Origin of the sequence: Salisediminibacterium beveridgei, from assembly GCF_001721685.1 — a bacterium.
Lineage (GTDB): Bacteria > Bacillota > Bacilli > Bacillales > Salisediminibacteriaceae > Salisediminibacterium > Salisediminibacterium beveridgei.
The window spans coordinates 1884584-1901274 of record NZ_CP012502.1 but is presented as its reverse complement, the minus strand read 5'-3'; the positions used below and the strand labels follow the sequence as shown (position 1 = coordinate 1901274).

13 protein-coding genes are annotated in these 16691 nt (G+C 42.8%); all 13 read left to right on the top strand.

Translation table 11 applies throughout. The features are described from left to right. The 13 genes from BBEV_RS08825 (at position 1) to BBEV_RS08765 (ending at position 16601) form a co-directional block, all read left to right on the top strand. Positions 1-1239, top strand: coding sequence for a competence/damage-inducible protein A (locus BBEV_RS08825; RefSeq protein ID WP_069365135.1), 1239 nt, complete (start codon positions 1-3; stop codon positions 1237-1239). A gap of 23 nt (positions 1240-1262) precedes the next feature. Beyond that, positions 1263-2846, top strand: coding sequence for a DEAD/DEAH box helicase (locus tag BBEV_RS08820; RefSeq protein ID WP_069365134.1), 1584 nt, complete (start codon positions 1263-1265; stop codon positions 2844-2846). Between the two features lie 150 nt (positions 2847-2996). Further along, positions 2997-4055: a recombinase RecA gene (gene recA, locus BBEV_RS08815; protein WP_069365133.1), complete on the top strand. Its 1059-nt coding sequence runs from the start codon at positions 2997-2999 to the stop codon at positions 4053-4055. Positions 4056-4423: 368 nt separating this feature from the next. After that, a complete protein-coding gene (gene rny, locus BBEV_RS08810) occupies positions 4424-5986 on the top strand; it encodes a ribonuclease Y (protein WP_069365132.1) in 1563 nt (520 codons plus the stop codon). Between the two features lie 199 nt (positions 5987-6185). Then, positions 6186-6980, top strand: a complete 795-nt coding sequence (locus BBEV_RS08805) for a TIGR00282 family metallophosphoesterase (protein WP_069365131.1) — start codon at positions 6186-6188, stop codon at positions 6978-6980. Positions 6981-7140: 160 nt separating this feature from the next. After that, positions 7141-7401, top strand: a complete 261-nt coding sequence (locus BBEV_RS08800) for a stage V sporulation protein S (protein ID WP_069365130.1) — start codon at positions 7141-7143, stop codon at positions 7399-7401. A 188-nt stretch (positions 7402-7589) separates the two neighbouring features. After that, a complete protein-coding gene (locus tag BBEV_RS08795) occupies positions 7590-9128 on the top strand; it encodes a hypothetical protein (RefSeq protein ID WP_069365129.1) in 1539 nt (512 codons plus the stop codon). A gap of 329 nt (positions 9129-9457) precedes the next feature. Next, positions 9458-11212: a 2-oxoacid:acceptor oxidoreductase subunit alpha gene (locus BBEV_RS08790; RefSeq protein WP_069365128.1), complete on the top strand. Its 1755-nt coding sequence runs from the start codon at positions 9458-9460 to the stop codon at positions 11210-11212. Continuing rightward, the gene (locus BBEV_RS08785) at positions 11199-12065 is read left to right on the top strand and encodes a 2-oxoacid:ferredoxin oxidoreductase subunit beta (protein ID WP_069365127.1); all 867 of its coding nucleotides are present in this window, start codon (positions 11199-11201) and stop codon (positions 12063-12065) included. The genes BBEV_RS08790 and BBEV_RS08785 overlap by 14 nt, the downstream gene beginning before the upstream one ends. 185 nt (positions 12066-12250) lie before the next feature. Continuing rightward, positions 12251-13291 carry an L-threonine 3-dehydrogenase gene (gene tdh, locus BBEV_RS08780; RefSeq protein ID WP_069365126.1) on the top strand — a complete coding sequence of 347 codons (1041 nt, stop codon included), beginning with the start codon at positions 12251-12253 and terminating at the stop codon, positions 13289-13291. 33 nt (positions 13292-13324) lie between these two features. Then, entirely contained in the window at positions 13325-14503 is a 1179-nt protein-coding gene (locus tag BBEV_RS08775; RefSeq protein WP_069365125.1) for a glycine C-acetyltransferase, read from the top strand. Between the two features lie 110 nt (positions 14504-14613). Further along, positions 14614-16158: a tRNA (N6-isopentenyl adenosine(37)-C2)-methylthiotransferase MiaB gene (gene miaB, locus BBEV_RS08770; RefSeq protein ID WP_069365124.1), complete on the top strand. Its 1545-nt coding sequence runs from the start codon at positions 14614-14616 to the stop codon at positions 16156-16158. 59 nt (positions 16159-16217) lie between these two features. Beyond that, positions 16218-16601 (top strand): YlbF/YmcA family competence regulator, encoded by a 384-nt coding sequence (locus BBEV_RS08765; RefSeq protein ID WP_069366678.1) that lies wholly within the window; start codon positions 16218-16220, stop codon positions 16599-16601. Positions 16602-16691 lie beyond the last annotated feature (90 nt).

Here is a 16691-nt window from a genome sequence, read left to right as displayed (position 1 = left end):
ATGAATGCAGAAATCATTGCTATCGGTTCAGAGTTGCTTCTAGGCCAAATTGTCAATTCGAACGCCGCCTATTTATCCAAAGAACTCTCCGTTCTTGGCGTGAATGTATATTATCATGAAACCGTCGGAGATAATCCTGAAAGACTGGAAAAAATTCTTGATCAGGCGATGTCAAGATCCGACCTTGTGATTACCACGGGTGGACTTGGCCCGACAAAGGATGATCTCACAAAGGAAGTGTTGGCATCATTAACGAAGAGAAATCTGGTCTATGATAAAGAGACCGAAAAAAATATCGAGGCATTTTATATTCGTCGAAACCAGAACATGACAGAAAATAACCGGAAACAAGCAATGGTTTTATCCGACTCAGACATCATCCCAAATCGGCATGGACTCTCTTGTGGAATGGTTGTTGAACATCAGGACTGCCGCATTATGATGCTCCCTGGTCCCCCGAATGAATTGAAGCCGATGTTTCAAAACGAAGCAGCACCATACTTGAGAAATCTTCTCTCTGAACATGAGGAAATTGAATCGAGAGTGCTTCGTTTTTTTGAAATTGGCGAATCACGATTGGCTGAAAAATTGGATGATTTAATTGAGCAACAGACAAATCCAACCATCGCACCATTGGCAAGTATTGGAGAAGTGATGCTTAGATTAACGGTTAAAGGAAGTGATAAAGCATCAAATAATCGTGCATTGGAAAATCTTAAAGCCGAAATACTCGAACGAATCAGTGAATTTTATATTGGTGAAGGAGAAGAACCTCTTGTAAATAAGACTGTTTCATTACTGAAATCAAAAGAATTAACTGTATCGGCGGCAGAGAGTGTCACAGGTGGGCTCTTTTCTGCAACGCTTACATCTGTTCAGGGGGTTTCTTCTGTTTTTCCCGGATCAATTGTGTGTTATAGTAATCAAGTGAAGGAAATGGTCTTATCAGTTCCGCGCGATCTGATACTGACAGAGGGCGTTGTCAGCGAATCTTGTGCACGGGTAATGGCTGAACAAACGAGAACACTGATGAATACGGATATTGGCATAAGTTTCACAGGTGTCGCTGGTCCGGAATCCCTTGAAAATCATACACCTGGAAAGGTATTTATCGGTATTTCTGACGGAACTGCAACAGTTGTACACGAGCTGGACCTTGCAGGTAGTCGAGAAAATATTCAGGATCGCACAGTGAAATACGGCTGTTTCTATTTGCAAAAATTTTTATTAAATGAATAGAAAAAAAAGGATGGATGGAAAGAATGATGAAGTTTGAAGAGTTTAATATTTCCAAGAATGTACTGCGCGCAATAAAAGAAATGGGTTTTGAAGCACCCTCCCCGATTCAGGAAAAAGTAATTCCTACGCTTCTTGAAGGGAAAGATCTCGTTGGTCAGGCACAAACAGGTACAGGTAAAACTGCTGCTTTTGGTATTCCGATTTTGGAGAAACTGACACGTACAAAAAATGTACAGGCCATTATTTTGACACCAACCCGGGAACTGGCTATTCAGGTTGCAGGTGAACTGCAGAAACTGTCCAGATTTCAAAAAGTACAAACACTCCCGGTTTATGGCGGCCAATCCATTGGTCAACAGATTAAACAGCTAAAACGAGGCGTTGATATTGTTGTTGGAACGCCGGGCCGGGTTTTAGATCACATTAACCGCAAGACACTGGACTTGAGTAAAATCCACACATTTGTATTAGATGAAGCAGACGAAATGTTGGATATGGGATTTATTGAAGATATTGAGAAAATCATTCAGGTATCTTCAGAGGAGCGCCAAACACTGCTTTTCTCTGCAACGATTCCGCCGGCAATCCGGAAATTGTCCAATAAATACATGAACAATCCGGAACAGGTGACGATCAGTAAGAGTGAAGTGACAGCACCTTTGATTAATCAGATGTATTATAAAGTACTCGAGAAGAACAAACTCGATTCCTTATGCCGTCTGATTGATAGTGAGAACACAGATCTTGGTATTATTTTTTGCCGGACAAAAAAAGGGGTTTCCGAGTTGGCTGAAGCCCTTCAGGCTCGCGGTTACCGCGCAGATGGTTTGCACGGAGATCTGACACAATCTCAACGGGATATGGTCATGAAAAAATTCCGTGAATCTGCAATAGACTTTTTGATTGCTACAGATGTAGCTGCCCGTGGTATTGACGTACAAAATGTATCTCACGTGATTAATTATGATATCCCACAGGATCCTGAAAGTTATGTTCACCGAATTGGCCGAACAGGCCGTGCTGGTCGTGAGGGAGTTGCGTTAACACTGGTTACACCTCGTGAAATGAAGCATCTACGCTCGATTGAACATGAGATCAAAATGAAAATACCATCTCAGAATCTTCCTTCTGTGGAAGAAGTTATTGAGAAACAGCAGGATCTTTGGAAGAGCCAAGTCATTGACTTGATCGAAAATGATGAAGGTGTCAGTAATTACGATGCGATTGTAACCGATCTGTTAGACACCTATGCACCTGACAAGGTAGTCACAGCGCTTATGAAATTGGCATTTTACAGCCATGAAGAAAAAATTGCTAAAGAATCATATAATTTTGGTGAAACCGGCGCACAAAAAGGGATGACCCGTTTCTTTATTAACGTTGGACGGAATGTCGATATGACGCCGAAAAAACTGGTAGATGAAGTGGCTAAACTGGTTGGTATCAGCCCTAAAGCAGTTGGTAAAATCGATATATTTGAAAATTTCACATTTATTGAGGTTCCGGAAGAAGTCGCCCCATTTGTATACGAAGGATTAAAATATCAACGTGTAAGTGGTGCAAAGATTAATCTTGAACCTGCAAAGCCAAGACCTAACCGAAAATAAAAACAGTGAAAAATCCTTCTTTTCTTTGACAAGAGGGATTTTTCGCATTATAATTAAATTCGAACGAACGTTTGTGCGAAAATATGTGTGTATTATTCAGTGACATCAGTCTTATAAAGTCTGGTCACTTTACAAAAAGGAGAGAGTTGTATGTCTGATCGGAAACAAGCCTTGGATATGGCTTTGAAACAGATTGAGAAACAATTTGGAAAAGGATCAATTATGAAGATGGGTGAGCAGCCCGAGCATCGGGTTTCAACCATTTCGTCGGGTGTTCTGGCTCTGGATATTTCTTTGGGAGTCGGTGGCTATCCCCGAGGTCGTGTGATTGAAGTCTATGGACCAGAGTCATCGGGTAAGACAACGGTCGCTCTTCACGCGATTGCAGAAGTTCAGAGAAATGGCGGAACTGCTGCATTTATTGATGCAGAACACGCGTTGGATCCGAAATACGCTTCTGCACTCGGTGTGGATATTGATAATCTGCTCCTTTCTCAACCTGATACTGGCGAACAGGCTCTGGAAATAGCTGAGGCACTCGTGCGAAGTGGTGCGGTTGATATGGTTGTCGTTGACTCCGTAGCAGCTCTTGTTCCGAAAGCGGAGATCGAAGGCGAAATGGGTGATTCTCACGTAGGCTTACAGGCACGTCTGATGTCTCAGGCTTTACGAAAGTTATCCGGTGCGGTAAGTAAGTCAAAGACAATCACAATGTTTATCAACCAGATACGTGAAAAAGTGGGAGTCATGTTCGGAAACCCTGAAACAACACCAGGTGGACGCGCTTTGAAATTCTATTCTTCAGTGAGACTCGAAGTGCGACGTGCTGAATCATTGAAACAGGGAAATGATATCGTCGGGAACAAGACGAAGCTGAAAGTCGTTAAAAACAAAGTAGCTCCTCCATTTAAAACTGCAGAAGTAGATATCATGTATGGACAAGGGATTTCCCGTGAAGGATCAATACTTGATATTGCATCTGAACTTGATATTGTTCAAAAAAACGGAGCCTGGTATTCTTATGATGGCGACCGGATGGGGCAAGGCCGGGAAAATGCCAAGACTTTTCTAAAAGAACACGAAGAAATTGCGGGAGTCATCGATCGTAAAATTCGTGAACATTACGGATTACTTGAGCCGGTCGAAGTGCCTGCACCGGCGGAAGATGAAGCCCTTGAGGGAGAAGACCTTCCGATGGATCTGAAATAACATACCATTCGTTTCAATATGGGATACTGAAGCCGGAACACACATTATCATCTTGTGTTCCGGCTTTTTCATTTGATATTTCTGATTAACGATTTATTATCTGTGAAATCCTTTTTAATAGTCAATTGATTCTGCCTGCCAGCAGATGTTTTCAAGCCTTGTCTGACAAGGGTGAACAACATATCCAAATCTTTGACAATGCTTGACAATGTGTGAAATGAGGCATACAATTAATGAGTATACTGACGTAGCTAAGCTATTATGATAAGCTTAATTGGTCAGTTATGATGCATCACTGTGTTAATGACAAATGAGCATGATGAAAATTGCAAGAAAAATCGGTAATAGCATGAGGAGGTGAATCAGTCTTGGACTTGATCTATCAAATCCTCGCTTTGCTATTAGTAGCAGTTATTGGAATTCTGATCGGTTATTTCATTCGAAAATCCTTGGCAGAAGCAAAGATCTCAAGTGCGGAAGCCCTCGCAAAGCAGACAGTGGAAGAAGCTAGACGCGAAGCGGACGCGAGTAGAAAAGAAGCTGTCCTTGAAGCGAAAGATGAAGCACACAGACTTCGCATGGATGCGGAGAAAGAAGTGCGGGATCGCAGAAATGAAATGTCGAAACAGGAAAACCGCCTACTTCAAAAAGAAGAAGTGCTGGATCGAAAAAGTGGAACGCTTGATAAAAAAGAGGAATCTCTTGAAACCAGAGAGGAGAATCTATCGAAGCGTCAGCATGAAATCGACGAACTGAATAGCGAAGTTGAGGAACTAGTCAACAAGCAGAAAGCTGAACTTGAACGAATATCCGGTTTCTCAAAAGACGAAGCTCGGGATATTATCATGGAAACGATAGAAAAGGAACTTGTCCATGAGAAAGCGGTTCTTATTAAAGATTCGGTCACAAAAGCGAAAGAAGAAGCAGATAAGAAAGCGAAAGAAATTCTGTCTACTTCGATTCAGCGATGTGCAGCGGATCATGTGGCAGAAACAACTGTATCTGTCGTGAATCTTCCGAACGATGAAATGAAAGGACGTATTATCGGACGTGAAGGCCGTAATATCAGAGCACTTGAAACCTTAACGGGGATTGATCTGATTATTGATGATACGCCGGAAGCCGTCATTTTGTCTGGTTTTGATCCAATCCGTCGGGAAATAGCAAAAACGACGTTGGAAAAACTTGTTCAGGATGGTCGGATTCACCCTGCCCGCATTGAAGAGACTGTCGAAAAAGCAAGACGTGAAGTTGACGAGTTGATTCGCGAGTATGGGGAACAGACAACATTTGAAATGGGCATCCACAATCTTCATCCCGATCTGATTAAAATTCTCGGACGTCTGAAATTCCGCACAAGCTATGGTCAAAACGTGCTTAAGCATTCCATGGAGGTCGCACACCTCAGCGCGATGATGGCTGCAGAACTTGGTGAGGATGAAACACTTGCAAAACGTGCAGGCCTTCTTCATGATCTTGGTAAGGCGATTGACCATGAAGTGGAAGGCAGTCATGTTGAAATTGGCGTGGAGCTTGCAACAAAGTATAAGGAACATCCCGTTGTTATTAACAGCATTGCATCACACCATGGTGATACCGAATCAACATCTGTTATTTCTACACTGGTTGCAGCTGCTGATGCACTATCGGCTGCAAGACCCGGTGCACGAAGGGAAACGCTTGAGACGTATATTAAACGCCTTGAGAAGCTTGAGGAAATATCAGAATCCTTTGATGGTGTAGAGAAAACGTATGCCATTCAGGCTGGACGTGAAGTCAGAATTATGGTTAAACCGGACTTCATCACGGACGAAGATTCCTATCGCCTTGCAAGGGATATCACCAAAAAAATTGAAGATGAACTCGACTATCCCGGTCACATTAAAGTCACAGTGATTCGTGAAACAAGAGCTGTCGAGTATGCGAAATAAAGTGGTTCCGACCACTTTATTTCTTTTTTACACATTATGAATCACGACACTTTGACATGCTCCATTTAAATAATGTTCAGCACAAGTTTTTGTGCTGAAAGGATATTGCATTAGATGAACTCGGCTTTCGCTTCGAAAGAATTTGCGGTAAACGATGTTTTTCTGATATAAATCGATATGAAACAGAAAGGGTTTTTGCATGAAGATTTTATTCATTGGCGATGTTGTCGGCTCACCTGGGCGGGGGGCACTTAAAGAATATTTACCAAAATTGAAAAGTAAATACCGACCTGATGTCACCATTGTAAACGCAGAGAATTCAGCGTCAGGAAAAGGGTTAACGAAAAAGATTTATCATGAGCTCATCACAACAGGAGCTGATCTGCTTACGATGGGAAATCATATGTGGGATAAAAAAGAAATCTTTGATTTTATCGATGATGTTGATAATTTGGCGAGACCAGTGAATTTCCCTAAAAATAACCCTGGAAAAGGGTATGTGATTAAAACATGTAATGGAAAAAAGATTGCAGTTATCAACGCGCAAGGACGTACATTTATGCAAGCGATCGATTGTCCATTTGAAACCTTGGATGATCTGGTGGATGAGTTGCGTAAAGAGACAAAACATATTTTTATCGACTTTCACGCAGAAGCCACCAGTGAAAAGCTTGCAATGAGCTGGTTTCTGGATGGCAGAGTGACTGCTGTAGCTGGAACCCATACCCATGTCCCGACTGCCGATGAACGCATTTTACCACAAGGGACGGCTCATATTACTGATACCGGGATGACAGGCCCTTACGACGGAATTTTGGGTATGGAGAAGGATACCATTATAAACCGCTTTAGAAATGGCTTGCCTGCGAGATTTGAAGTAACGACAGGAAGAACGCAGCTCAACGGACTTTTTATTGAATCTGACCAGCAAACAGGACTTGCGAGATCCATTAAACGAATTCAAATTAATGATGATCACCCGTTTTTTGACTGAATCATTTTGTTAATCATTCAGTGATAAGCCGATGTATATACCAGAGCTTGTTAAATCGTGGTTTTATTCCTTCTCAAAAAAGGTAAAGTTACAGAAAAGAATCCTATCTAATTCCAGTAACAGGACATCTTGAAAGTTTATTCTACGAGGAGGAACAGAAATGGAAGTATTAAAAGTTTCAGCAAAATCCAATCCCAATTCAGTTGCAGGAGCGTTGGCGGGTGTGATACGCGAACGTGGAACTGCAGAAATTCAGGCAATCGGCGCAGGTGCATTAAACCAATCCGTGAAAGCGGTCGCCATCGCAAGAGGATTTGTTGCGCCAAGTGGTATTGACTTGATCTGTGTTCCTGCTTTTACAGACATTGAAATTGATGGCGAAGAACGGACAGCGATAAAGCTGATCGTCGAACCCAGATAAAGAATAACGAGCGGATCCGGTGTAAATACACCGGATCCTTTTTCGTTCACTCAATATTCACAAAGGATTCAATGAATTCTCCATATAGCGGTTTACATTGGATGTGAAATCACGTATTCTTAGATAGGATTTTATAACGGATTGTTGACAACACAAGAAAAAAAGCACATGAAAACAGGAGGAGAGCAATGGAAGAGTTAATGGGGCAATTCGCCAGCATGCAATTATTAAACCAATTTTGGATTTCGCTATTTTTAATTATTCCGATCGTACTGATCAGTCGTACCGTCGTTGCGGGAACCAGGTATTCACCGATCTTGATCATTGTTATTTTTGGTTTGTCCATGGGATTTATCCTAGTCCAAACCGGAGTTTCTGAGCCAGGTTTACCAGATTTTCCAATGATTAATTTGATCGCTGCAACAACGATTATCGCTCTGGTAGTCACATTCTTTGTCGGTGGTCAGGAATTAAGAAAGATTTTTTCGAAAAAAGAACTAACTTCAGATGAGATGGTCACACAATCGATGGAAGAAGCTGTACTTGGAACAAATCGGACGCAATTGGTTATGATTGTCCGGGCATTTTTCCTTTTGATTGGTCTCGAAGGATTATTCAGAACGATTGTGGGAGGCGGTGTGACCAGTCTTAGTGAAGTCTATGCACTGATCGCGTATATCGGTCTCGTTGGTGCAGTTATCTTTATCGATAACAAGGCAACAATAACGAATAAGCCTCTTTACATTCGAAAAGGGCTAATCGAAATGGTTGTTATTATTGTCGTGTTGTTTTTTGCATTTCACTTAGCTTCCTGGATTGAACCGACGGTGGCACTCCCGCAAATATTCTTTGCGATGTTAATTTCCGCTGGCATTGGTGCAATATTTTACGAGTGGTCTTTTGGACCGACCATTAAAGCCTTGTTATTTGCAGGTATTCCGGTTGTTCTCGCCGGAAATTTTATGGTTGGGGGATCACGTATCGGTGACGCTTTCGCGATCGATGGTATGAATGCAGTTTTGGCCTATGGTTTCTTTGGTCAATTATTCTGGATGTTTGGCGGGATCGCACTCTTGATTTTCTTTGCGAAAACCAATCATGTCCGTAATCTTGCGCCTGGTATGGCAGGAGCTTTGTCACACTCGGGTCTGACTGGTGCTTGTACAGCAGGAGATCTTGGAGACCGCGCAGCGAAACGTGCACCGATAATGATTAATATTCCATTCTTCGGTCACGTATTTGTATTCTCTATCTTGGCACTCAGTGCCGAACAGGGATCGCTGATGACGCTCCCTGCCGTGATTATTGTTGCAACAGGATTGGGACTGACTGTTTTGGCCCTAAGAAATCTTGCAGGTGCCAATGGAGACGACAGCACTGAAGTGAAAGCGTTAATGCAATTTTCCTTTGGATGGCAACTCGTTGCGGTTTTCGGGGGACTTGTGATGCTCAGTATGAGTGCCATGCCTTTTGATTATGGCGGAATGGCGCAAGCTTCTGCTATCTCTCACTTTGGTCTGTTTGCGGCAATTCAAGAAGGTATGCTTGGAGCAGAAGCAGCAGCTTTGATTCCTTTTATTTTCTCTATGCCGTTTCTTGTGCATCCCATTGTATTCTTTATGTTTGGTAAGGCAATGAAGAGTGATGGTTTAATGCCAATTAAAACAGTATACATGCTGGCTTTAATCGGTGTTCTTGGTGTAGCTTCCGGGTTGTTTTTTCTTTGATGCGATAAACACAGTTGATCTTTAGAGATCGACTGTGTTTTCTTTTTTGTGAGATTTCTGAAAACGCGTCATTAAAAGGATGAAAGCGCTAAATGAAAGAATATTCGATCTTATAAAGTTGTGAAAGTTATGTTACAATATAACTGTGTTTAACAGAATTATTTTTGAATTTCTGCAAGTTCCATTTTAAAGACTTCAAATTATTTATTGTGAGGTGTTTCATCGATAATCTTTAACCTCTTTTTTCACCAGTGCACTACATACACAGACAGCGTAATTAAAATATCAGTCGTTCAAGCAGAACGGCAAAACGACAAGGGGTGTCTTTCATGATTAATCAACTTTCCTGGAAAGTTGGCGGTCAACAGGGTGAAGGAATTGAAAGTACAGGTGAAATTTTTTCCATGGCTTTAAACCGTAAAGGGTATTATCTTTATGGTTATCGTCATTTTTCGTCACGAATTAAAGGCGGACATACTAATAACAAAATCCGTGTCAGTACTTACGACATTAACTCCATCTCAGATGATTTAGATATTCTGGTTGCATTTGATCAAGAGACAATTGACGTAAATCACCACGAACTGGTAAACGGTGCTGTGGTTCTTGCTGACAGTAAATTTACACCGAAGTTACCGGAAGGTTCAACTGCTCATCTTTATCCAGTACCTTTTACAGAAATCGCTTCAGAACTTGGCACATCTCTGATGAAAAACATGGTTGCTGTCGGCTCATCCGCGGCTCTTCTTGGTCTGTCTTCAGATATTTTCTATTCGGTAGTCGAGCAGATTTTTGCGAAAAAAGGTTCATCCGTTGTAGAGAAAAATATGGATGCCATTCGTGCAGGAATGAAGTATTTTGAAGAATCCCGTGAAGAGAGTCTCGGTGATTATAAGCTTCAAGAAGGCGATGGAAACAATCGGCTGTTTATGATTGGTAACGATGCGATTGCCTTGGGCGCACTTGCAGGTGGAGCCCGCTTTATGCCGGCATACCCGATCACACCTGCATCTGAAATTATGGAATATCTGATCAAGAAGCTTCCGGAATACGGTGGAACCGTCATTCAAACTGAAGATGAGATTGCAGCCTGTACGATGGCCATCGGTGCAAACTACACTGGTGTGCGGACACTTACCGCTTCATCAGGACCTGGACTTTCGCTTATGATGGAAGCTATCGGGCTAAGCGGGATCACTGAGATTCCTCTGGTAATCGTAGATACACAGCGGGGAGGGCCGTCAACCGGTCTGCCAACAAAGCAGGAACAGTCTGACGTTTTAGCAATGATTCACGGTACTCACGGGGAAATTCCGAAGGTTGTCATGGCACCATCGAGCGTGGAAGAGGGCTTCTACGATGCAGTAGAGGCATTTAATATTGCTGAAGAATATCAGGTGCCGGTTATTTTAATGACTGACCTGGCATTATCACTTGGCAAACAGTCAGTAAACCAACTCAATTATGATGAAATTGAAATTCGGCGAGGGAAACTTCTGAATGAAGAGTTGCCGGAACTTGAGAAAGGCCAATACTTCAGCCGTTATGAAGTCACACCTGATGGCATTTCACCAAGGCCAATTCCAGGTATGAAGAATGGCTTGCACCATGTTACTGGTGTTGAACATAACGAAGAAGGCAAACCTTCAGAGAGCCCGTTAAACAGACAGGCTCAAATGGATAAACGTCTCCGGAAGCTGAACACACTGAAAGATACCTTCCGTAATCCGATTAAGAAATATGAAAATCATGAGGAGGCCGACCTATTGGTCATCGGGATCAATTCAACACGGGGAACGATACAGGAAATGATCCCCCGTTTAGAAAAAGATGGCATCAAGGTCAACCATGGCCAGCTCAGACTGTTGCATCCATTTCCATCAGAAGAACTGCAGTCCATGATCGATAAGGTGAAAAAAGTCGTTGTAATTGAGAACAATGCAACCGGTCAGGTTCGTCAGCTGGTTAAACTGAATACAAATGCAGGAGAAGTAAAATCCATTCTCAAATACGATGGAAATCCATTCTTGCCTGCGGAACTACACAAACAATGTAAGGAGTTGTTCAGCTATGGCAACGTTTAAAGATTTTAGAAATAATGTGAAGCCAAACTGGTGTCCAGGTTGCGGTGACTTCTCCGTTCAGGCTGCCATTCAGCGTGCAGCAGCCAATGTCGGTGTTGTGCCAGAAGAACTTGCGGTTGTATCAGGAATCGGATGTTCCGGTCGGATCTCAGGTTATATTAACTCATATGGACTACACGGTATCCATGGTCGATCATTGCCAATCGCTCAAGGTGTGAAGATGGCAAACCGTGAAATGACAGTGATTGCTTCGGGTGGTGACGGTGATGGATTTGCCATCGGAATGGGTCATACCGTGCATGCGATACGTCGAAACATTGATGTCACTTATATCGTGATGGACAATCAGATTTATGGTCTGACAAAAGGCCAAACATCGCCACGAAGTGCTATGGGTTTTAAAACAAAAAGTACACCGGCAGGTTCGATTGAAACATCATTAAATGTTATGGAACTGGCTTTGACTGCAGGAGCTACATTTGTTGCTCAAAGTTTCTCGAGTGACCTGAAAGAACTGACGTCTTTGATTGAAAAAGGTATTGAGCATAAAGGATTCTCTCTTATAAATGTATTCAGTCCTTGTGTAACGTTCAATAAAATTAATACGTATGACTGGTTCAAAGAGAACCTGGTGTCCTTGGGGACAATAGAGGATTATAACCCGAACAACCGGATGTCCGCTATGAATACACTCATGGAGTACAACGGTCTTGTGACAGGACTGATATACCAGGATACGGAGAAGAAATCGTATGAGGATATGGTACATGGGTTTAAGGAAGAAGGATTAAGTAAACAAAACATTGAACTTGAACACGATCAGTTTGAAGATCTTGTCGCAGAATTTATGTGATAAATAATGAAAGACGGATGCCATTGGTGTCCGTCTTTTTTTGCACACAAATTATTTTTGAAAAATATGCACAGAATCGCCATGTGTTCATTGGAGGTGGACAGTGCTGTTTACGCGCACAGAACCTCGTGATAAACTGACAGTAATGATCAGGAATGACAAAAATAAAAAAAAGGGTGTTGACCATGGCGGAAAAAATGAAAGCGCTTGTAAAGCATCATGCGGGCAAAGGCGCAAAACTCGAGAATGTGCCAGTACCCGAAATCGGACCGAAAGAAGTACTGATTGAGGTGAAGGCAGCGTCAATTTGCGGAACGGATTTACATATTTATGAATGGGACGCATGGGCTTCCAGCAGAGTGAAGCCGCCGTATGTATTTGGACATGAATTCTCAGGTGTTGTTAAGGAAACAGGACATCTTGTGACTAATGTAAAGCCAGGTGATCATGTTTCTGCGGAAACCCATATCGTATGTGGTCACTGTGCACAATGCATGACAGGAAAAGCCCATATTTGTCAGGATACTGAAATTATCGGCGTGGATCGGGATGGCTGTTTTGCAGAGTATGTGTCTCTTCCTGCGGAAAATTTATGGATTAATGACCCGGATTTACCATTTGAAGAAGCCAGTATTCAAGAGCCATTTGGTAATGCTGTTCATACTGTTCTCGAAGGTGAAATTGCAGGAAAATCAGTTGCTGTGATCGGTTGCGGACCGATCGGTCTGATGGCAGTCGGTATTGCTAAAGCAAGCGGAGCATCGAATGTATTGGCCTTCGACTTGAATCCATATCGCCTTGAGTTGGCAGGATTAATGGGTGCGGATCATACAATCCATTCTGGAGGTCAGGATCCACTTATTGAAGTGGATCGGATTACGAAAGGACAAGGCGTCGACGTTGTCTGTGAGATGAGCGGACATCCCGTGGCTATGAATCAAGGTTTTAAGATGGCGACTAACGGTGGACGTGTCTCGATTCTCAGTCTTCCGAGTAAGCCTGTTGAAATTGACGTTACCAACGATATCGTGTTCAAAGGACTGACGGTTCAGGGAATTACCGGACGGAAAATGTTTCAAACCTGGCAGCAAACAGCAGGTCTACTGCGTTCGGGACAAGTTGATGTTACGCCGATAATGACCCATACGTTTGCAATGGAGGATTTCGAACAAGGTTTTGATCTGATGATGGAAGGAAACTGTGGTAAAGTAGTATTAATCCCCTAATTTGAGTAAACTGATATAAAGGAGTGTATAAAAATGAAAGGTTTTGAATATCTCCAGGATGAACTTGATCAAATGGAACAGGACGGTGTATACCGCTCCTTGGTTCCTCTTGAAACAGATCAAGGTGCAACCGTTACGATTAATGCAAAAAAAGTGATTCAGTTGTCATCAAACAATTACCTTGGATTAACGACCCATCCCCGTTTAAAACTTGCAGCAGTTCGCGCTGCAGATCAATACGGAGCAGGCACTGGCAGTGTCAGAACAATCGCAGGTACGTTTACAATGCATGAACAATTTGAGCAGGAGCTGGCGAAATTTAAACATACGGAAGCAGCCCTTGTTTTTCAATCGGGATTTACGGCGAACCAGGCAGTTCTGGCCTCCCTGTTAACGAAAGAAGATGTGGTGATCTCCGATGAATTAAATCACGCTTCAATCATTGATGGCATTCGTTTGACAAAAGCCGCTCGAAAGATTTATAAACATGTGGATATGAATAGCTTAGAAGAAGCACTGATTGAGTCGAAGGATTATCGGAAAAAGCTTGTGGTTACGGATGGTGTTTTCTCCATGGACGGCAACATCGCACCTCTCCCTGAAATTGTAGCCCTTTGCGAGAAGTACGATGCACTGATTATGGTAGATGACGCTCACGCAAGTGGTGTACTGGGTGAAAACGGCAGAGGAACTGTGAATCATTTCAACTTGGATGACCGTGTGCACATTCAGGTAGGCACTTTGAGTAAAGCAGTTGGCGTACTGGGCGGTTACGTCGCATCAACGAGAGCAGTTCGGGAGTATTTGATCCACAAGGGGCGTCCATTCCTGTTCAGCACCTCACACCCTCCGACGGTAACCGCAGCCTGTCAGGAAGCCATTCAGGTGCTTCTGGATGAACCTGAAAGGATCGAACGCCTCTGGTTTAATGCCAACTATCTCAAAAGAGGTCTCGAGAAACTCGGTTTCGATACAGGCATCAGTGAAACGCCGATCACACCAGTGATTGTAGGAGATGAGAAAAAAGCGCATGAATTCTCAGATAAACTGCTGCAATATGGTGTTTTTGCACAAGGAATAGCTTTTCCTACAGTCAAAAAAGGGCAAGCCCGGGTCAGAACGATCGTTACTTCAGAACATACCATCGATCTGCTGGATCAAGCCCTTGAGGCATTTGAAAAAGCGGGGAAAGAACTGAAGATTATCAAGTAATCCATCTCCGTGAAGGATAGGCGAAATCGTCTGTCCCTCACGGTTGTTTAATTCTGTTATACCCGATATAATGCAAGGTGACAAATTGTTTCTAAAGGAGTCTATGTTTCATGAATGAAGAGCAACGAAAACAACAGGAAAGAACAGTGGAAGAGACCTTGTCTGCGGACAAAAAATCCAGCCAGGCAAAGGACTATTCTCAATATTTTCAAATGACATATCAACCGCCCAGTTTATCAACGGCTAAAAAACGCGGCAAAGAAGATGTCTTTGTTCATTATGATTTTGAGATACCCGATGCAATGAAAGGCATCGGGAAGGGAAAGAAATTTCTGATTCGCACTTACGGCTGTCAAATGAATGAGCATGATTCAGAAAATATGGCAGGTATATTGCTTGAAATGGGATTTGAATCGACATCGCATCAGGATGATGCAGATGTGATCCTTTTGAATACGTGTGCAATCCGCGAAAATGCAGAGAATAAAGTGTTTGGTGAAATCGGAAACCTGAAAGTGATGAAGCGAGATAATCCTGGATTGGTGGTCGGCGTTTGCGGCTGTATGTCCCAAGAAGAGAGTGTCGTTAACCGGATCCTTCAAAAGCATCCGCACGTGGACCTGATCTTCGGGACGCATAACATTCATCGCCTGCCGGAACTGATTCAAAATGCGTTATTCAGCAAAGAAATGATCGTTGAGGTCTGGTCCAAAGAAGGGGATATCATAGAAAATATGCCCCGTGCACGAAAGGGCCAATTTCAAGGCTGGGTGAACATTATGTACGGCTGTGACAAGTTTTGTACGTATTGTATCGTACCTTTCACTAGAGGGAAGGAACGAAGCCGAAGACCAGAAGATGTTATTGAAGAAGTAAGACATCTCGCTCGAAACGGTTATCAGGAAATCACGCTTTTGGGGCAGAATGTGAATGCGTACGGAAAAGATCTGGTGGATACGGAATACCGGCTGGCAGATTTACTTGATGCGATCAGGACTATCGGTATTTCCCGTGTTCGATTTACAACAAGCCATCCATGGGACTTTGAAGATGAACTCATCGATGTGATTGCAAAAGGCGGTAATATGATGGAACATATCCATCTTCCGGTACAGAGCGGTAACAATGAGGTCCTGAAGATCATGAACCGAAAATATACCCGCGAAGAGTACGTGGAACTGGCTAAACAGATACGTTATAAAATTCCTCACGCCACGTTGACCACGGATATTATCGTCGGTTATCCGAATGAGACAGAAGAGCAATTTCAGGACACGTTAACGCTTGTTGAAGAAATGGCTTTTGATGCAGCTTATACGTATGTTTATTCTGCAAGGGAAGGTACTCCTGCAGCGGCTATGGAAGATAATGTGCCGCAAACGGTGAAAAAAGAACGACTGCAACGCCTTAATGAAGTCGTGAACCGGCTTTCTAATGAAAGTAACCAGAGAATGTTAGGGCAAGTAGTCGAAGTACTTGTTGAAGGGGAGAGCAAAAAGAATCCGGATGTGCTTATGGGCAGAACCCGAACGAATAAACTGGTAAACTTCACGGGTTCGGCCTCGATGATAGGAAAACTGATACACGTGGAAATTACTGATGCAAAATCATGGTCCCTTAACGGAACTGTGGTTCAACAAGTGGAGGTGACTTAACTGTGAGTGAACATTACTCCAAACAGGAAATACTGGATAAAGCCCGGGAATTGGCGGACATGATTTCAGAAACCGAAGAAGTGGATTTTTTCAAGCGGGCTGAAGGTCAAATCAACCAGCACCTGAAAGTACAGCAGATTATCGGTCAAATTAAAAAACTGCAAAAAGAGGCAGTGAATTTAAAACACTATGAAAAAACAGAAGCATTGAAAGAAACCGATGCACAAATCGATGCACTTCAAGATGAACTCGATGACATTCCACTTGTCCAAGAATTCAAGCAATCGCAAACGGAAGTGAATGACCTGCTCCAAATGGTGAGCTATGCGATCTCGAATACCGTCACCAAAAAAATTATTGAATCTACCGGTGGCGATGTGTTGGCAGGGACAACCACGAAGAGTCCCTTTACGATGATTAATCAAAATCAAAATCAAAACTGAGAACTCATGATGGCTCAAGGGCTGCTTTCTTTCGAAGACGATTTCTGAAAGAAGGCAGCTTTCACCATTGGAAATGATTGTATGAAAGCT